The sequence below is a fragment of the Stutzerimonas sp. LR2 genome, assembly GCF_055755175.1.
This window is the reverse complement of the sequence record NZ_JBVTRR010000004.1, coordinates 472,817-490,433: the sequence shown is the minus strand read 5'-3', so window position 1 is coordinate 490,433 and position 17,617 is coordinate 472,817. Positions and strand designations below refer to the sequence as shown.

The window sequence follows — 17,617 nt, the reverse complement described above, 5'->3', positions numbered from 1 at the left end:
TTGTGCTGCAAAAGAGGTTCAGGCCGTGGCGCTGCGGCGTGTCTTGCCGGTGGTGGCCTTGAAGCCGTCGAAGAAAGCCTGGACGCGCTCCGGCGTGACCTCTGCCAGCGTCGGCGGACTCCAGCGCGGTGACTTGTCCTTGTCGATGATCAGCGCGCGCACGCCTTCCATGATGTCGCCCTTGGCGAACCATTGACGGTCCAGATGCAGCTCCAGGGCGAAGCAGTCGGCCAGCGGCAGATTGCGGCCGCGCCGCAGCATCTCCAGGGTGACGCACATCGCCAGGGGTGAGCGGCTGTCGAGCACCTTGAGGGTCTCGGCGGCCCAGTCGCTGAATTCGGGACGGTTCTCGGCTGCCAGCGAGGCACGAACCGATGCCACGTCCTGCTTGGCGAAATGCTCGTCGATGGCCTGGTGCAGCGCTTTGAGTTCGGAACCGGGCAGCCTGTTGGTGCCTAGTGTGGCCACCAGGGTGCGCAGCGCCTCCTGGGGATGGACCGACCAGCTCATGCGGTCCAGGCAGCGATCCAGCTCGGCAATCTGGTCGTGGCTGACGCACCAGTCCGCCAGGCCCACGTGCAGCGCATCGGCGGCGCGGATCTGCAGGCCGGTGACGCCCATGTAGGTGCCAAGCTCACCCGGCAGGCGCGAGAGGAAATAGCTGCCGCCGACATCCGGGAAATAGCCGATGCCAACTTCCGGCATGCCCATGCGCACGCGCTCGGTGACCACTCGCAGCGACGCGCCCTGGACCAGGCCCATGCCGCCGCCGAGGACGAAACCGTCCATCAGCGCCAGCAGTGGTTTCGGGTAGGCATGGATGTACTGGTCGAGGGCGTATTCCTCCTCGAAGAAGGTTTCGTGCTCGGTGTCGCCGCGCTGGAAGCTGTCGTACAGCGAACGGATGTCACCGCCGGCGCAGAAGGCTTTTTCGCCATTGGCACGCAGTACTACGGCATGAATCTGCGGATCGGCAGCCCAGGCGCTGAGCTGCTGGTGCAGCAGGCGGACCATTTCCAGGGTCACCGCATTCAGCCCGGCCGGGCGGTTGAGGGTGAGGTGGCCGACGTGGTTGCGTACGGCGGCCAGCACGGGGCGTTCGGTTGCACTCATGGTCAGGTGTCCTTGCGGTACTGATTGATGATCGCCGAGAAATCCAGGCCGCCATGACCCAGGGCGCTGAAGCTCTGGTAGAGCTGCTGGGCGAGGGCGCCGAGGATCACCGGCTGACGCACCTGCTTGGCGGCCTCGGTGGCCAGGCCCAGATCCTTGAGCATCAGGTCGCTGCCGAAGCCGCCGCTGTAGCCGCGGGAGGCCGGTACGTTGTCCAGCACGCCAGGGAAGGGGTTGTAGGTATCCGAGCTCCAGCAGCGGCCGCTGGAGGTGTTGATCACGCCGGCCAGGGTCTTGGCATCCATACCCAGCGCGACGCCCAGCGCCATCGCCTCGGCGACGCCGATCATGGAGATGCCCAGCAGCATGTTGTTGGCGACCTTGGCCACCTGGCCGTTGCCGGCTGCACCGCAGTGCACGATGTTCTTGCCCATGGCCGCGAGAATCGGTTGTGCACGATCGAAGTCCGCATCGCTGCCACCCACCATGAAAGTCAGGGTTCCGGCTGCTGCACCGCCGGTGCCGCCGGAAACCGGTGCGTCGAGCATCGGGTTGCCATGCTCGGCGGCAGCCATGGCCACTTCGCGGGCACTGTGCGGATCGATGGTCGAACAATCGATCAGCATCACACCGGCACGGCTACTGGCGATCAGACCGTTCTCGCCCAGGTACACGCTCTTCACGTGAGGCGCCGCTGGCAGCATGGTGATGATCAGCTCGGCATTGCCCTGGGCGATGGCGGTCGGGGAGTCGACCGGCAGCGCGCCGGCGCCGACCAGGTTTTCAACGGCCGCGGCGTTGAGGTCGAATACGCTGAGCTGGTGGCCTGCCTTGAGCAGGTTGTGGGCCATGGGTGCGCCCATGTTGCCCAGGCCGATGAATCCGATATGCATGGCGTGTTTCCTCTTGTTGTTATGGCCAGATGCGGCTTAGCGATTGGTGAACTCAGGCTTGCGCTTCTCGCTGAACGCGGCCATGCCTTCCTTCTGATCCGCGGTCGCGAACACCGCATGGAACACGCGACGCTCGAAGCGGATGCCTTCGGCCAGCGTGGTCTCGAAGGCGCGGTTGACGCTTTCCTTGATCATCATGGTGGCCGGCAGGGATTTCTCGGCGATCACCCGGGCGGCCTTGAGGGTTTCCTCCAGCAGGCTTTCGGCCGGGAATACGCGCGCGACGAGGCCGGCGCGCTCGGCTTCGGCGGCGTCCATCTGGCGACCGGTCAGGCACATGTCCATCGCCTTGGCCTTGCCCACTGCGCGGGTCAGGCGCTGGGTGCCGCCAATGCCCGGCAGCACGCCTAGGTTGACTTCCGGCTGGCCGAAGCGCGCATTGTCGGCGGCGAAGATCATGTCGCAGAGCAAGGCGAGTTCGCAGCCACCACCCAGCGCGTAACCGGCGACGGCGGCAATCAGCGGCTTGCGGCGCGTGGCGATGCGGTCGGCTTCGGCAAAGAGGTCATCGAGATAGACCTGCGGGTAGGACAGCTCGGCCATTTCCTTGATGTCGGCGCCGGCGGCGAACGCCTTGGCCGAGCCGGTGAGCACGATGCAGCCGATCCGCGGATCGGCCTCGAGCTGGCCCAGGGCCTGGTTCAGCTCGCTGATCAGCTGCGCATTCAGCGCATTGAGCGCCTGCGGCCGGTTGAGGGTGATCAGCGCGACGCGCTCCTGGATGTCGACGAGCAGGGTTTCGAATGTCATTTCAGCGTCCTTGAGGGCCGGCGCGTCCGCCGGCCCGGTGGGTGATGTCACTTCAGGTTGATGGTGGTGTTGACCGGGCCGCCGACCTCGTTTTCGTCGAACCAGCGCTCGGTTATGGTCTTGGTCTGGGTGTAGAACTGCACCACCTGCTTGCCGTAGGGGCCGAGGTCGCCGAGCTTGGAAGCGCGGGAGCCAGTGAAGGAGAACATCGGCACCGGCACCGGGATCGGTACGTTGATGCCCACCTGGCCCACGTCGATCTCTTCCTGGAAGTGCCGCGCCGCCGCGCCGGAGCGGGTAAAGATGGCGGTGCCGTTGCCATTCGGGTTGGCGTTGATCAGCTCGATGGCTTCGTCCATGGTCGCCGCCGCCATGACGCACAGGACCGGGCCGAAGATTTCTTCGCGGTAGATGCTCATCGAGGGGGTGACGCCGGAAAACAGGGTCGGGCCGACGAAGTTGCCGTTCTCGTAACCGCTGACGCTCGGGTTACGGCCATCCAGTTCGAGCCTGGCTCCTTCCTGCACACCACGTTCGATCAGCCCGCTGACGCGATCCAGCGCCGCGCAGGAAACCAGCGGGCCGACATCGGTGCCAGCCTCGACACCGGCGTTGACCTTGAGGGTCTGCGCCTTGGCTACCAGATCGGGAATCCAGGCCTGCGCCTCACCCACCAGCACCACCACCGACAGCGCCATGCAGCGCTGGCCGGCCGCGCCGAAGGCGGCACCGGCGATGGCGTTGAGGGTCTGCTCCTTGTGCGCATCGGGCAGCACGATGGCGTGGTTCTTCGCGCCCATCATGCACTGCACGCGCTTGCCGGCCTGGCTGGCACGGTTGTAGACGTGGGTGCCGACCTTGGTCGAACCTACGAAGGACACCGCCTTGATATCCGGGTGGTCGCAGATCGCATTCACCGCATCGGCGCCGCCATGCACCACGTTGAGCACGCCCGGCGGCACGCCGGCTTCCAACGCCAGTTCGCACAGGCGCATGGTGACCATCGGGTCCTGTTCGGACGGTTTGAGGACGAAGGTATTGCCGGTGGCGATGGCCATCGGGAACATCCATAGCGGGATCATCGCCGGGAAGTTGAACGGGGTAATACCAGCGCAGACGCCCAGCGGCTGCAGCAGGGTATAGGTATCGACGCCGGCGGCGACGTTGTTCGCCAGCTCGCCGAGCTGCAGGTTGCCAATACCGGCGGCGTGCTCGACCACTTCCAGGCCGCGGAACACGTCGCCCTCGGCATCGGCCAGGGTCTTGCCCTGTTCGGCAGTGAGGATCGCCGCCAGCTCCTTCATATTCTCGCGGATCAGCTGCTGGTACTTGAGGAAGATGCGCGCACGCGCACCGATCGGCGTCTTGCGCCAGGTCTTGAAGGCCTGCTGGGCGCTGGCGACGGCGCGGTCGATTTCCTCGGCGGTCGCAAACGGCACGCGCGCCAGGACTTCCTGGGTCGCCGGGTTGACGACGTCGCGCCAGTCCTGGGTGGTCGAATCGATAAATTCACCGTCGATCAGCAGTTTGACGGTAGGAATGGCGTTGGACGTTGTCATATGGCTCTCCGCCTGAAAAGGCACTGTTGTTGTTATTGGCTCGCGGACGGCTGCGAGGGCTGCATTGAATGTAGCAATGCAAAAAATCACATTACAATGCGATCGACTGCAGAGTCGCTCTGCATAAATGCACAGGAACCTGCTGGAGGCGGCAACCATGGACTGGGACAATCTGCGCTATTTCCTCGAAGTCGCCCGAGCGGGGCGGCTGACCACTGCGGCGCGTCGGCTCGCGGTCGACCACACCACGGTCTCGCGCCGGCTGCAGGCGCTGGAAAAAAGCATCGGCCTGCAGCTATTCCTGCGCGAGCCGGGTGGCTACAAGCTCACCGAAGCCGGGCGCAACCTGTTGCCGCGGGTCGAGGCCATGGAAAGTGCCAGCGTGGCCATCGAACATTCACTGCCCAGCATGGGCGATGGCCTTTCCGGGCAAGTGCGCATCGGCGCCACCGAGGGTTACGGCACGGTGATGCTCGCCGGCCAGCTCACCGGGCTCAGCCGGCGCTATCCGCACCTGAACATCGACCTGCTGGCGCTGCCGCGCGCGGTGCGCCTGTCGCGTCACGAGGCGGACATCGTCATCACCCTGGAACGCCCGGAGCGCGGACCGTTCATCATCACCCGGCTGACCGACTACGTGCTGCGGCTGTATGCGTCGCCGGCGTATCTCGACGAACACCCGCCGATCCGCAGCCGCGAGGATCTGGCAGAGCACCGCTTCGTCAGCTACGTGGATGACCTGCTGTTCAGCAAGGAGCTGCTGTTTCTCGATGGGATCGCCGATCCCCGCTCGGTCGGGCTGCGCAGCACCAGCCTGCTGGCGCAGCAGGAAGCTGTGGCGATGGGGGCGGGGATCGCGATCCTGCCGGCGTTTTCCGCCGATGCCGATCCACGGTTGCGACTGCTGCTGCCAGAGGAGGTCAGCTTTACCCGCACCTTCTGGATGCTGATGCCCATCGAGTTCAAGGACCTGGCGCGCATGCGCACCACCTGGGACTACCTCAAGGAGATGGCACAGCAGAATCAGGGGCGGTTGCTGGGGCAGGCTTGATCGGGCGTCGGTACGGCGAGGCAGGCGCCGACTCCCGGCGCGCAAAGGGTGGGCTTCAGCCCACCTTGCAGAGGTTCAGACCTGCGGCGTGCCGCGCGTCTCGTGACCCATTGGTGTGCTGTCGGGCAATGTCACGTTGTCACCCTTGAAGTCCGGGCTGTGGACTTCCGAATCCAGCGGCATATGACTGTAGCGCTGGCTCGGCAGGGCTGGCTTGCTCTCCATTTCAGTCAACATGCGCTTGGCTTCGCAGCGCCCGCTGATGCCTCGCGCCAGTGCCATACCGCCCATGGCGAGCTCCGCCAGCCCGATCAGCCCGCCCCGACGCAGCCCCTTGCCCATCATCACCAGCCCACCCGCCAGCGAGGCGGCGCGTTCCCAGCCGTGGACGTTCTGCGGGGCGGATTTGTCGAACAGTTGCTTCATCATCTGCGTCTTCCTCAAAAGGCAAGTGGTTAATAGAGGACTGCGCCGCTGCGCTGGCGTTCCAACAGCCGCGGACAAGCGGAGCGTTCAAAAAATACGGTTTCTTTACGCGGCCCGCGCCTCGCTGCAATCGAATCTTTACGCCGCCAGCCCGGACACTTCCGGTACACGCATCGACGCGTTACAGGGAGTACACCATTCATGACCATTCTCGACGGGCTCGCGCTGGGCCTGGCCATCGTTCTGTTCTTCTACCTGTTGGTCGCGCTGATGCGCGCCGATCGCGGTTAGGAGGTCACATGCAGACCCATGACTACTGGCTGATCGCGGCCTTTTTCGTACTCGTACTGGTTCCTGCCCCATGGCTCGGCCGCTATCTGTACCGAGCCATGGAAGGCGAGCGTACCTGGCTGACTCCACTGCTTGGGCCGCTGGAACGATTGTGCTATCGCGCGGCCGGTGTCGATCCGGAAGGCGAGCAGACGTGGAAGGGCTACAGCCTGGCGCTGCTCAGCCTGACTGCGATCAGCCTGGCGGCGCTGTTCGCGATCCTCGTGCTGCAGGGCCAGTTGCCATTGAATCCGCAGCAGCTGCCGGGTCTCGAGTGGCATCTGGCGCTCAACACCGCGGTCAGTTTCGTCACCAACACCAACTGGCAGGCCTACAGCGGTGAGGCCCAGCTCAGCTACTTCAGCCAGATGCTCGGGCTAGGCGTGCAGAATTTCGTCAGCCCCGCCGTCGGCCTGGCGGTGCTGGTGGTTTTCTGCCGTGCTTTGGCGCGTCGCTGTGCCAGCGGCATCGGCAATTTCTGGGTCGATATGACCCGTGCCGTCCTCTACTGTTTGCTGCCGCTCAGCCTGGTACTGGCATTGTTGCTGGTGTGGCAGGGCGTTCCGCAGAGCCTGACCGACTATGTTCAGGCATCGACGCTACAGGGCGCCGAACAGACGATCCCGCTCGGGCCGGCGGCCAGCCAGATTGCAATCAAGCAGCTGGGGACCAACGGCGGCGGCTTCTTCGGCGTCAATTCGGCTCACCCCTTCGAGAACCCGACGGCCTGGAGCAATCTGCTGGAAGTTGCTGCGATCCTGCTGATCCCGGCTGCGTTGGTGTTCATGTTCGGTCACTACGTGCGGGACCTGCGTCAGAGCCGGGCGATCCTGGCCTGCATGCTGCTGCTGTTCGTGCTCGGGCTGGGGACCGTTCTCGTGGCCGAGCATCAGCCCAATCCTGCGTTTGCGGGCCTGGCGGTGGAACAGCAAGGCTCGCTCGAGGGCAAGGAAAGTCGTCTTGGCATCGCTGCCTCTGCGCTATGGGCGGTGACCACGACGGCGGCATCGAACGGCTCGGTCAACGCGATGCACGACAGCTTCAGCCCGCTTGGCGGCATGGTGGCGATGTTCAACATGATGCTTGGCGAAATCGTCTTTGGCGGTGTCGGTGCGGGCTTGTATGGAATGTTGTTGTTCGTGCTGGTCACGGTCTTTCTGGCCGGGCTGATGATCGGCCGAACGCCTGAATACCTGGGCAAGAAGCTCGACGCGCGGGAGGTCCGTCTGCTGGTCGCGACGCTGCTGGTGATGCCGGTTGGCGTGCTCGTGCTGGCGGCGCTGGGCGTGAGCCTGCCAGGTCCCGCCGCGTCGATCAGCAACCCCGGACCGCACGGTCTGAGCCAGATCCTCTATGCGTATACGTCCGGCACTGGCAACAACGGTTCGGCATTCGCGGGCTTCGGGGGCGGCACCCTCTACCACAACCTGATGATCGCGTTCGCCATGCTGCTGGGCCGCTTCGGTTTCATCCTGCCCGTGCTGGCCATCGCCGGCAGCCTCGCGGCCAAGAATCGTGCGGTGACAGACCTCAACAGCTTTCCCACCCACGGCCCTCTGTTCGTGACGCTGTTGACCCTGGTGATCCTGATGGTCGGCGGGCTGACGTTCCTGCCGGCTCTTGCCCTCGGCCCTATCGCCGAACACTTCGCCCAACTGCAGGGCTACTGAGGAAGGTTTCGATGAACGTTCGTCAAACGGCATTTGGCGGTGCCGAGCCTCAATCCGCCTCCAGCTCGTTCGCTACGCTCTGCAAGCCCGCCATGCGGCAGGCTTTGCTCAAACTCGATCCGCGGCAGCTGGTTCGTTCGCCGGTCATGCTGGTGGTGGAGATAGCCGCCATCTTCACCACGCTGCTGTGCTTTGCGCCGGATGCTGCGGTGAGCCGCTCGGTGGCGGCGCAGATTGCCATCTGGCTGTGGTTCACCGTGCTGTTCGCCAACTTTGCCGAAGCGCTGGCCGAAGGACGCGGCAAGGCGAGGGCGGACAGCCTCAAGGCGGGCGCACAGGGGCTGGAAGCCCGCCTGCGGTCCGGCGACGGTTATCGGCTCGTACCGGCAAGCAGCTTGCGCCGCGGTGATGTGGTGAAGGTGGAGGCCGGCGAGCTCATACCGGGTGACGGTGAAGTCATCGAAGGAATCGCGGCGGTCAATGAAGCAGCCATCACCGGCGAGTCGGCTCCGGTCATCCGCGAGTCGGGTGGGGACCGTTCGGCGGTCACCGGCAATACGCGCGTGGTGTCTGACTGGTTGCTGGTGCGTATCGGCAGCGACCCGGGGGAGTCGACACTGGACCGGATGATCGCCCTGGTCGAGGGCGCCAGACGGCAGAAAACGCCCAACGAGATCGCCCTGGATGTCCTGTTGATAGGGCTGACACTGATCTTTCTGGTGGTGGTCGCCACGCTGCAGCCATTGGCGCGCTTCGCCGGCGGCGATCTGCCGTTGGTGTACCTGGTCGCGTTGCTGGTGACACTGATCCCCACGACGATCGGCGGCTTGCTGTCCGCCATCGGAATTGCCGGCATGGATCGTCTGGTGCGACTCAACGTCATCGCCAAGTCCGGCCGTGCGGTCGAAGCGGCAGGGGATGTGCAGGTGCTGCTGCTGGACAAGACCGGCACCATCACCTTCGGCAATCGACGCTGCAGCGCGATGGTGAAGGCGCCCGGCGTTTCGGCGACCGAGCTGTCGCATGCTGCGCTGCTGGCATCGCTGGCCGACGATACGGCCGAGGGCAAGTCCATCGTCGAGTACCTGCGCGCCCTTGCCCCGATGGCCGAGCCATCCGCGCAGGGCATTCTGCCGATCCCGTTCAGTGCGGAAACTCGCCTGTCCGGCGCCGACTATCAGGGGCGGCGGTATCGCAAGGGTGCCGTAGACGCCGTGCTCGGACATCTGGCCATGACGCCCGAGCAGGTGCCGCCAGTGCTGGCGCGTGAAGTCGAGAAGATCGCTCAGAGCGGCGGCACGCCGCTGCTGGTGTGCGTCGATGATCGTCTGCTGGGCGCCATTCACCTGAAGGACGTGGTCAAGCCCGGCATACGTGAGCGTTTCGCCGAACTACGCCAACTGGGCATCCGCACGGTGATGGTTACCGGCGACAACCCGTTGACCGCCGCCGCGATTGCAGCGGAAGCCGGCGTCGACGACGTGATCGCCGAGGCGACGCCGCAGAAGAAGCTGCAGCGCATACGCCAGGAGCAGGCTGAGGGAAAGATGGTCGCGATGTGCGGTGATGGCGCCAACGACGCACCCGCGCTGGCACAGGCCGATGTCGGCATGGCGATGAACGACGGCACGCAGGCGGCCCGCGAGGCGGCGAATCTGGTGGACCTGGATTCTGACCCGACCAAGCTGCTCGACGTGGTGCAGGTGGGCAAGCAGTTGCTGGTCACGCGAGGCGCGCTGACGACCTTCTCGGTGGCCAATGATGTGGCGAAGTATTTCGCCATCCTTCCGGCCTTGTTCATCGGCATCTATCCGCAGCTGGCCGCGTTGAACCTGATGCAGTTGCACAGCCCGCAGAGCGCCATTCTGTCGGCCATTGTCTTCAACGCGCTGATCATCGTCGGGTTGATCCCCCTGGCGTTGCGAGGCGTGCAGATAAAGGCGGTCGATGCGGCCGGCCTGCTGCGGCGCAACCTGCTGATCTACGGGCTGGGCGGTCTGATCGCGCCCTTCGTCGGCATCAAACTGATCGACCTGTTACTCACGGCGATCGGCCTGGTTTGAGAACTGTCGCGCCATCGTGGCGCTGTTAGGGAGATGACAAGCATGTTCGAACACATTCGCCCCGCCATTGCCTCACTGGCCCTGATGACACTGGTCACGGGGGCAGCCTATCCGCTGACCGTCACGGCCGTTGCGCAGCTGGCCATGGCCGAGGCGGCTAACGGCAGCCTGCTGCGCGATGGCAGTGGCCAGGTTCGCGGCAGCGCCTTGCTGGCTCAGCCGTTCCAGGGCGCCGAGTGGTTTCTGCCGCGCCCTTCGGCTGCGGACTACGCCACCGTCGCCAGTGGTGCCAGCAACCTGGCACCAAGCAATCCCGAGTTGCTGGAGCAGGTTCGCCAGCGGGTACAGGCCTGGAATGAGCGCACCGGACGGCCGGTGCCCATGGAGCTGGTGACGACCTCTGCCAGTGGACTGGACCCCCACCTGACGCTGGCCGCGGCGCGCTACCAGATAGCCCGCGTCGCCCAGGCGCGAGGCATGCCGGCCGAGTCGCTGGAGCGTCTGCTACAGGCACACCTGAGCTCGCCGATGGTGGGCCCCGCCGTGGTGAACGTACTGGCCCTGAACCTTGCATTGGCTGACAATCGCTCGCCTGATTCCAGCGAGTGATGTGAATGAGCGATGCCATGCGCGCGGATGCGCTGCTCGACGAAGCTCCCAGGGAGGGACGCGGGCAACTCAAGGTATTTCTCGGTGCGGCGCCTGGCGTAGGCAAGACATACGCCATGCTCCAGGCCGCGCAACGCCAGCGCCGTCTTGGCCGCGACGTACGCGTGGGGGTGGTGGAGACTCATGGTCGGGCGGAAACCGCAGCCATGCTGGTCGGGCTTGCCGACCAGCCGCTGTGCCGCAGCGAGTACCGTGGCATAACCCTGTTCGAACTGGACCTGGACGGCCTGCTCGCGGTGCGTCCCGACATCGCACTGGTCGATGAGCTGGCGCATAGCAACGCCCCCGGCAGCCGACATAGCAAGCGTTGGCAGGACGTCCTGGAGCTGCTCGAAGCCGGGATCGATGTCTACACGACGGTGAACGTCCAGCATCTCGAGAGCCTCAATGACCAGGTTCGCGCGATCACCGGCGTCCAGGTCCGGGAGACGGTGCCGGACTGGATCCTGCATGAGGCCGACGACATCCTGCTGGTGGACCTGCCGCCCCGCGAGCTGCTCGAGCGCCTGCGTGAGGGCAAGGTGTATGTGCCCGAACAGGCGCGGGCGGCCATCGACGCCTTTTTCACCCAGACCAACCTCACGGCCCTGCGTGAACTGGCGATGCAAACCGCCGCCGCACGAGTCGACGCCGATCTGCATCGCCGCTACCGGTTACAGGGGCAGCGTGCGCCGGCGGTACGTGGCCGCCTTTTGGTCGGCATCGATGCTGACGAGTCAGCCGAGGGGCTGGTGCGCCATGCCGCTCGGGTGGCCGAGCGCCGCCACCTGCCTTGGTCGGTAGTCCACGTGACCCTTGGTGCGGCGCGCGAGGAAACCGAGCTGGGTTATCTGCAGGCGGCCCAGCAACTGGCTGAACGCTTGGGCGGAGAGGTAGTGGAGCTGAGTGGGGCGCGGGTGTCCCGGACACTGATCGACCATGCCCATGAGCGCCGCGCCTCGCTGTTGCTGGTCGGCCGGAGCAAACGACCACGGCGACGCTGGCCCGGGCGGTTCGGGCAGTCCATCGCCGAGCAGCTGATCGCGGCGGGCGATGGGCTCGAGGTCAGCGTGCTCGATCAGACGAAACCCACGCAGCGCAAAGCGGCGCGCCAGCGAACTGGACGATGGGACTGGCGCAACTACTTGCTCGCCGGGCTCGCCACCCTCAGTGCCACGGCGATCGCGCTGGTGCTGGCGCGCTACCTGGCACTGCCGAACATATCCCTGGTATTCCTCGCGGCCGTGCTGGTGGTTGCGGTCCGCAGCAGCCTCGGGCCGGCGTTGGCGTGTGCGGGGCTGTCGTTCCTGTTCTACGACTTCATGTTCATCCCGCCCACGTTCACTTTTATCGTGGCTCGTCAGGAAGACGTCCTGACATTGCTGTTCTTCCTGTTGATGGCAATCCTGGCCGGCAACCTTGCCAGTCGCCAGAAGCGGCAGCTGGAAGCGTTGCGTCAGACCCAGGCGCAAACCACGGCCTTGCTCGAGCTCTCGCGCCGGTTGGGTGCTGCCACCGATGTGCAGGCGGTCTGCAGCGTCGCGGTCCACCAGTTGCAACTGCTGGCTGACATCGAGGCACTGGTGGCCATGCGTGACAAACAGGCCGCGTGGATATTCAAGGGAGACCTTTTGCCGTCACTCACCGAGCAGGAGCAGGCTGCTGCGCAGTGGGCCTGGAAGCATGGTCAGCAGGCAGGGCAGGGCACGGATACCCTGCCGGAGGGGCACTGGTGGTGGCTGCCCTTGAGCGGTGACGGACAGCCTCTCGGCCTGCTGGGTATTCGAACGTTCGCCCAGGGACGGTTGCCGCCGGACAGACGCCGTCTCGTTTGCGCCCTGGCCCAGCCGCTGGCCCAGGCATTGGGGCGCGCGATGCTTGCCGATGAACTCGAAGCGGCTCGTCTGCATGGGCAGACCGAAGAGCTGCGCAGCGCATTGCTGGCCTCTGTCTCGCATGACCTGCGCACGCCGCTGACGGCCATGCGCGGCTCCATCGACTGCCTGGCGAGCCTGGGACACAGCATGAGCGAGGACGACCGGCGGGAGCTGCTGGAGACCACGCGTGACGAGGCTGAACGCCTGGATCGCTACATCCAGAATCTGCTGGACATGACCCGTCTGGGGCATGGTGGTCTGAAGCTCATTCGCGACTGGGTCGCACCAGGCGATATCGTCGCCAGCGCGTTGCAACGCCTGCAGCGCGTGCTGGCCGAGCTTCGAGTCGAGGTCCTGCTGCCCGATCCGCTGCCGTTGCTGTATGTGCATCCGGCACTGATCGAACAGGCGCTGGTCAATGTGCTGGAAAATGCCGCGCGGTTCTCGCCCCCAGGTGGCCGGCTGCAGGTGGCTGTAGACGCCGGGTCGAACGCCCTGCGCTTCGTCGTCAGCGATGAAGGGCCCGGTATCCCCGAGGCGGAGCGGGAGAAGATCTTCGACATGTTCTATACAGCGGCGCGTGGCGATCGTGGCGGACCCGGGACTGGACTGGGGCTCGCCATCTGCCAGGGAATGATCGGTGCCCATGGGGGGCGCGTGGCCGTGGGCGAAGGGCTCGACGGGCGAGGTGCCAGCGTGACGCTGGAGCTACCATTGCAGCCTCAGCCGGCAATGGACATGGAGAGCGACCTGACGTGAGTGGCGATTCGGCATCCGTACTGATCATCGACGATGAGCCGCAGATTCGGAAATTCCTGCGCATTAGCCTCGCTTCCCAGGGCTATCGGGTGCTGGAAAGCACGGACGGGCGCGGTGGACTGGCGCGCGCCGCATTGGAGCAGCCCGACCTGGTGGTACTGGACCTCGGCTTGCCGGATATGGACGGCCAGGACGTACTCGGCGAGCTGCGCAGCTGGACGCGGGTGCCGGTGATCGTGCTTTCGGTTCGTTCCAGCGAGGCGGAAAAGGTCAGGGCGCTCGATGCCGGCGCCAATGATTACGTCACCAAACCGTTCGGTATTCAGGAATTTCTTGCGCGGGTACGCGCGCTGTTGCGCCTGCCCCAGTCGACCACGAACAGCCCCGGTCAGGTGCTCTGCGGGGCACTGTGCATCGACTTGGCATTCAGGCGGGTCAGCCTGGGCGAGCGAATAGTGAGCTTGACGAGGAAGGAGTACGCCGTGCTCGCCGAACTCGCCCGCCACGCCGGGCGGGTAGTCACCCAGCAGCATCTGCTGAAGCTCGTCTGGGGCCCCAGCCATGCTGGAGACAGTCACTATCTGCGCGTCGTGATCGGCCACCTGCGCCAGAAGCTCGGCGATGATCCCGCCGCACCGCGTTTCATCGTCACCGAGGCCGGGGTCGGCTACCGGCTGATCAGCGATGCCTGAACCACAGGCAGTCATCGCTGCCAGTGAATCAGCCCAAGCTCCAGCGGTACGGTCAGGCCCAGCGTGCAGCCGGGGATGATCCGCGCGGTGTAGTCCGTCTCCGGACGGTCGGCGGAGAAGTGGCCGCGGAAGGTGGCGAACGTACCCTCATGCCGCGCAAGGTTGAGCGAATGGATCTCGGCGGGCATCGCGTTCCGACCCTCCGCGAAGAGTTGCACGGCGATATGCTGCGGATCGACGTGGCCCAGGTTCAAACGTGCTTCGACCTGATACCGGCCGTTCTCGCGGGCCCATTGCACACCGGTGAAGGCCAGTTCATGCCAGTAGCTGCGCAGACGGCTGAGCTGGTGCGACAGTGTGCTGGCCATCGCCGAACCATCGGCGCAGCGCCGGCGGTAGGCCGTCGCCATGGGCAGGTAATACTGTTCGGTGTATTCGCGCACGGTTCGATCGGCGGAAAAGCGCTCGACCAGCGCGCTCATGCTGCGCCGCATGCGTTGCACCCAGGCGGTGGGCACCCCTTCATCGTCACGGGCGTAGAAGGTGGGGACTACCTGGGTTTCCAGCAGCTGATAGAGCTGCTCGGCATCCACTTCATCGTGCTCCGGGCCGTATTCCAGGCCGTCGCCAACGGCCCAGCCGAGGTCGGTGGCGTAGGCTTCGGCCCACCAGCCGTCGAGTTGCGACAGGTTCAGGCCGCCATTGGCCAGCACCTTCATGCCGCTGGTGCCGCTGGCCTCCCAGGGCCGCCTCGGCGTGTTCAGCCAGACGTCCACGCCTTGCACCAGGTGTCTGGCGATGCGCATGTCGTAGTCCTCGAGAAAGACCACGCGGCCGGCGATGTCGGGCCTGGCGGCGAAACGTTGCCACTCGGTCAGCAACGCCTGCCCGGCGCGGTCGGCCGGATGCGCCTTGCCAGCCACCAGCAACTGCACCGGGCAGCTGCGGTGGTTGAGGATGCGCGCCAGCCGTTCGGGGTCCTGCAGCAGCAGGTTGGGGCGCTTGTAACTGGCGAAGCGACGGGCGAAGCCAAGCGTCAGCCGTTCCGGATGCAGGCGTGAACCGGCCACTTCGATGTCCGCTGGCGAGGCGCCATGCACGGCCAGGCTGCGGGCCAGATGGCTGCGCACGAAGCCGAGCAGTTCGTTGCGCGCATGCTGGCGGATCTGCCACAGCCAGCGGTCGTCGACCTGGGCCAGCAGTTCGTCCACCGAAGCGTGGTCTATGCCGCGCCAGGGAATCTCGTCGCCGTGCAGCTCGTACCAGTGGGCTTCGGCATTCGGCGACACCCAGGTCGGCAGGTGGATGCCGTTGGTGACATGCCCGACCGGTACCGCCGCCAGCGGCCAGCGCGGATACAGTTCGCGGAAGATGTAGCGGCTGGTGTGCCCGTGCAGCTGGCTGACTGCATTGACTGCGCCCGCCCCGCGGGTGGCCAGGTAGGCCATGTTGAACGGCTCGTGGGAGTCCTGCGGCTGCTTGCGCCCCATGGCCAGCAGCGTCTGCATGGAAATGCCCAGCTCGTATTCGGCATAGCGCTCCAGATACTGGCTCACCAGCTCGGGCGGAAAGCGATCGAACCCGGCTTCGACCGGTGTATGGGTGGTGAACAGATTGCCGGCGCGCGTCGCATTGAGGGCCACGGCGAAGGAGACCCGCTCCCGGGCCATATGGCTGCGCGCCCGCTCCAGCACGGCGAATGCGGCATGGCCATCGTTCAGGTGGAGCACATCGGGCTGCAGGCCGGCGGCTTCCAGCAAGCGCCAGCCGCCGATGCCCAGCACCAGTTCCTGGCGCAGGCGCATCTCGTTGTCGCCGCCATAGAGTTCGCTGGCGATCAGCCGCGCGATGGGTGGATTGGCGGGGTCATTGGTATCGAGCAGCAGCAGGCGATTGAGGCCGACCCGGGCCTGCCAGCCGCGCAGCCAGATCTGCAACCCCGGCAGCTGTATGGCCAGCCTCAGAGGCGCGCCGCTGGCGTCATGCAGCGGCTCGATGGGCATCTGCCGGGTGTCGTTGACCGGATACAGCGCCTGCTGTCGGCCGTCCGGGCCGATGCTCTGGCGGAAGTAGCCGTGCTGCCAGAGCATGCCCACCGCGGTGACCGGCACGCCGAGGTCGCTGGCGGCCTTGAGCTGGTCCCCGGCGACGTTGCCGAGGCCGCCGGAATAGATAGGCAAGGCTTCGCTGAGCATGTATTCCATGGAAAAGTAGGCGACTCGCGCGAGGCGTTCGCCGTACTGCTGGCAGGCGAACCAGGTCGGCTGCTCCAGACGCGCCTGGCGCGCCTTGACGATGCCGTCCACCAGGCGGTGGCAGTCGACGCGGCGCAGCAGCGCCTCCAGCTTCTGCTCCGGCACGGTACTGAGGATCAGGCTGGGATTGCGGGTCAGCGCCCAGAGGTCGTTGTCGATCAGCTGCCAGAGGTCATCGTTCTGGCTGGTCCAGCGAATCGACTGGTCGAAAGCCAGTTCGCGCAGGGTGTCGGGCGTGAGGGCGGGGCGATCGGATGCAGGTGCCAAAGGAACCTCTCTTCTGAACCGGTGAGCGCTGTCTCGTCCAGCATAGGCCTTGCGCGTAGCGGGGATAACCCTCAGCGGCGCGGCCCGGCCTCGGGTTGTGGCACATCCTGCGACGTTGCCGGTTCTTCGGCTATGGTCTCGGCGGCCTGCCGCTGGTCATCACGATCAGCCTCGAGCCCTTGCTGCTCTTCAGTGTGCTTCGGGTCGTACTGCAGCTCGATGAACACCGGGAAATGATCGGAGCCGATGTCCGGCAGGCGCAGCAGGCGGACGAAACGGAAGTGCGCACTGTGAAAGAAGTGGTCCAGCGGCCAGCGCAGGAACCAGTGATGGGCATGGAAGGTGTTGTACATGCCGCGGCCCACGCGTGGGTCCAGCAGCCCGCTGATCTTGCGGAACAGCCGGGTGGTCGGCGACCAGGCCACATCGTTGAGATCGCCGGTCACGATGATCGGGTCATCGCTGTGCTGGATGCTTCTGGCCACCACCAGCAGTTCCACGTCGCGCTCGGTGGACTCGTCGTTCTCCGTGGGGCTGGGCGGTGCCGGATGCAGGAAATGCATGCGCACCGAAAGGCTGTCATCGACACGCACCCGGGCATGCATGGAGGGCACGTCGTCTTCCACCAGGAACTTGAGTTCCGGCTCCTCCAGCGGCAGGCGCGAATACACGTGCATGCCGTAGAGGTTGTCCTGCGGGCAGCGAATACTGTGGGGATAGTCGTCGCTCAGCTGGTCCAGGTGTGCTTCCCACCAAGAGTCGGTTTCCAGCGTCACCAACACGTCGGGTCGGTACTCGTGCACCAGCGCCAGCAGGCGCTCGGCCTGGCGATTCGGCCCCAGCACGTTGGTGGCCATCACGCGGATGCGTAGCCCCGGGGCGTCTGGCTCGGCACGTAACACCTCGTTGCGCCACAGGCGGGTGTAGGGCGCGATCCACCAGAGCTGATAGATCAGGCAGGCAGCGCTGGTCAGCGAGGCGAGCAGGTGCCAGGGCTGGCCATAGTCCAGCAGCGGCGCCTGCGCGACCAGCAGTACCGCCAGCAGTGTGGCGAGCTGCAGGCGTGGAAATTCCCATACGCGCACCCACCAGGCGCGATGCCGCCAGAGAGGCAGCAGTGTGACGAATGCGAAAAGGCCTGTGCTGGCCAGCAATATCCCTTCGAGCATGACGTTTCCCATTGTCGGCCGATCGTTACGGCGGC

The 17,617-nt window shown here is 65.5% G+C and carries 14 protein-coding genes; 7 read left to right on the top strand and 7 right to left on the bottom strand.

Translation table 11 applies throughout. The features are described from left to right. Positions 1-18 precede the first annotated feature (18 nt). From ACVRRC_RS16625 to ACVRRC_RS16610, 4 genes are read right to left on the bottom strand one after another with little or no spacing between them, the layout of a single operon-like run. Positions 19-1,113, bottom strand: coding sequence for an enoyl-CoA hydratase/isomerase family protein (locus ACVRRC_RS16625; RefSeq protein ID WP_156245959.1), 1,095 nt, complete (start codon positions 1,111-1,113; stop codon positions 19-21). Between the two features lie 2 nt (positions 1,114-1,115). Further along, positions 1,116-2,006, bottom strand: a complete 891-nt coding sequence (gene mmsB / locus ACVRRC_RS16620; protein WP_472997258.1) for a 3-hydroxyisobutyrate dehydrogenase — start codon at positions 2,004-2,006, stop codon at positions 1,116-1,118. Between the two features lie 36 nt (positions 2,007-2,042). Continuing rightward, the gene (locus ACVRRC_RS16615) at positions 2,043-2,816 is read right to left on the bottom strand and encodes an enoyl-CoA hydratase (protein ID WP_011913069.1); all 774 of its coding nucleotides are present in this window, start codon (positions 2,814-2,816) and stop codon (positions 2,043-2,045) included. Between the two features lie 47 nt (positions 2,817-2,863). Next, complete coding sequence (locus ACVRRC_RS16610; RefSeq protein WP_125919097.1) at positions 2,864-4,375, bottom strand: CoA-acylating methylmalonate-semialdehyde dehydrogenase; 1,512 nt, start codon at positions 4,373-4,375, stop codon at positions 2,864-2,866. 157 nt (positions 4,376-4,532) lie between these two features. Between ACVRRC_RS16610 and ACVRRC_RS16605 the strand changes: the two genes are divergently transcribed. Continuing rightward, positions 4,533-5,426 carry a LysR family transcriptional regulator gene (locus tag ACVRRC_RS16605; RefSeq protein WP_014596559.1) on the top strand — a complete coding sequence of 298 codons (894 nt, stop codon included), beginning with the start codon at positions 4,533-4,535 and terminating at the stop codon, positions 5,424-5,426. A gap of 75 nt (positions 5,427-5,501) precedes the next feature. On the opposite strand, the gene ACVRRC_RS16600 is transcribed toward ACVRRC_RS16605, so the two are convergent. Further along, positions 5,502-5,855, bottom strand: a complete 354-nt coding sequence (locus tag ACVRRC_RS16600) for a YgaP family membrane protein (protein WP_014596560.1) — start codon at positions 5,853-5,855, stop codon at positions 5,502-5,504. Positions 5,856-6,053: 198 nt separating this feature from the next. Between ACVRRC_RS16600 and ACVRRC_RS16595 the strand changes: the two genes are divergently transcribed. The 6 genes from ACVRRC_RS16595 to ACVRRC_RS16570 are packed head-to-tail and all read left to right on the top strand — an operon-like array spanning position 6,054 to position 13,891. Next, positions 6,054-6,143: a hypothetical protein gene (locus tag ACVRRC_RS16595; protein ID WP_017244973.1), complete on the top strand. Its 90-nt coding sequence runs from the start codon at positions 6,054-6,056 to the stop codon at positions 6,141-6,143. An 8-nt stretch (positions 6,144-6,151) separates the two neighbouring features. Further along, entirely contained in the window at positions 6,152-7,852 is a 1,701-nt protein-coding gene (kdpA, locus tag ACVRRC_RS16590) for a potassium-transporting ATPase subunit KdpA (RefSeq protein ID WP_125872651.1), read from the top strand. 11 nt (positions 7,853-7,863) lie between these two features. After that, positions 7,864-9,915, top strand: coding sequence for a potassium-transporting ATPase subunit KdpB (gene kdpB, locus ACVRRC_RS16585; protein WP_472997256.1), 2,052 nt, complete (start codon positions 7,864-7,866; stop codon positions 9,913-9,915). A gap of 42 nt (positions 9,916-9,957) precedes the next feature. Beyond that, positions 9,958-10,524 carry a potassium-transporting ATPase subunit KdpC gene (gene kdpC / locus ACVRRC_RS16580; RefSeq protein WP_472997255.1) on the top strand — a complete coding sequence of 189 codons (567 nt, stop codon included), beginning with the start codon at positions 9,958-9,960 and terminating at the stop codon, positions 10,522-10,524. Between the two features lie 5 nt (positions 10,525-10,529). Further along, positions 10,530-13,199: a DUF4118 domain-containing protein gene (locus ACVRRC_RS16575; protein ID WP_472997254.1), complete on the top strand. Its 2,670-nt coding sequence runs from the start codon at positions 10,530-10,532 to the stop codon at positions 13,197-13,199. Further along, entirely contained in the window at positions 13,196-13,891 is a 696-nt protein-coding gene (locus tag ACVRRC_RS16570) for a response regulator (protein WP_472997253.1), read from the top strand. The genes ACVRRC_RS16575 and ACVRRC_RS16570 overlap by 4 nt, the downstream gene beginning before the upstream one ends. Positions 13,892-13,902: 11 nt before the next feature. On the opposite strand, the gene glgP is transcribed toward ACVRRC_RS16570, so the two are convergent. Beyond that, a complete protein-coding gene (gene glgP / locus ACVRRC_RS16565; RefSeq protein ID WP_472997252.1) occupies positions 13,903-16,413 on the bottom strand; it encodes an alpha-glucan family phosphorylase in 2,511 nt (836 codons plus the stop codon). Positions 16,414-16,484: 71 nt separating this feature from the next. Then, a complete protein-coding gene (locus tag ACVRRC_RS16560; protein ID WP_048329302.1) occupies positions 16,485-17,594 on the bottom strand; it encodes an endonuclease/exonuclease/phosphatase family protein in 1,110 nt (369 codons plus the stop codon). Between the last annotated feature and the right edge of the window lie 23 nt (positions 17,595-17,617).

Bases quoted from the DNA above. Each gene is read 5' to 3' on its own strand.
- ACVRRC_RS16615 (WP_011913069.1), bottom strand. From the start codon at position 2,816: ATGACATTCGAAACCCTGCTCGTCGACATCCAGGAGCGCGTCGCGCTG.
- mmsB (WP_472997258.1), bottom strand. From the start codon at position 2,006: ATGCATATCGGATTCATCGGCCTGGGCAACATGGGCGCACCCATGGCC.
- kdpC (WP_472997255.1), top strand. From the start codon at position 9,958: ATGTTCGAACACATTCGCCCCGCCATTGCCTCACTGGCCCTGATGACA.
- kdpA (WP_125872651.1), top strand. From the start codon at position 6,152: ATGCAGACCCATGACTACTGGCTGATCGCGGCCTTTTTCGTACTCGTA.
- kdpB (WP_472997256.1), top strand. From the start codon at position 7,864: ATGAACGTTCGTCAAACGGCATTTGGCGGTGCCGAGCCTCAATCCGCC.
- ACVRRC_RS16610 (WP_125919097.1), bottom strand. From the start codon at position 4,375: ATGACAACGTCCAACGCCATTCCTACCGTCAAACTGCTGATCGACGGT.
- ACVRRC_RS16575 (WP_472997254.1), top strand. From the start codon at position 10,530: ATGAGCGATGCCATGCGCGCGGATGCGCTGCTCGACGAAGCTCCCAGG.
- ACVRRC_RS16625 (WP_156245959.1), bottom strand. From the start codon at position 1,113: ATGAGTGCAACCGAACGCCCCGTGCTGGCCGCCGTACGCAACCACGTC.
- ACVRRC_RS16560 (WP_048329302.1), bottom strand. From the start codon at position 17,594: ATGGGAAACGTCATGCTCGAAGGGATATTGCTGGCCAGCACAGGCCTT.
- ACVRRC_RS16605 (WP_014596559.1), top strand. From the start codon at position 4,533: ATGGACTGGGACAATCTGCGCTATTTCCTCGAAGTCGCCCGAGCGGGG.
- ACVRRC_RS16600 (WP_014596560.1), bottom strand. From the start codon at position 5,855: ATGATGAAGCAACTGTTCGACAAATCCGCCCCGCAGAACGTCCACGGC.
- ACVRRC_RS16595 (WP_017244973.1), top strand. From the start codon at position 6,054: ATGACCATTCTCGACGGGCTCGCGCTGGGCCTGGCCATCGTTCTGTTC.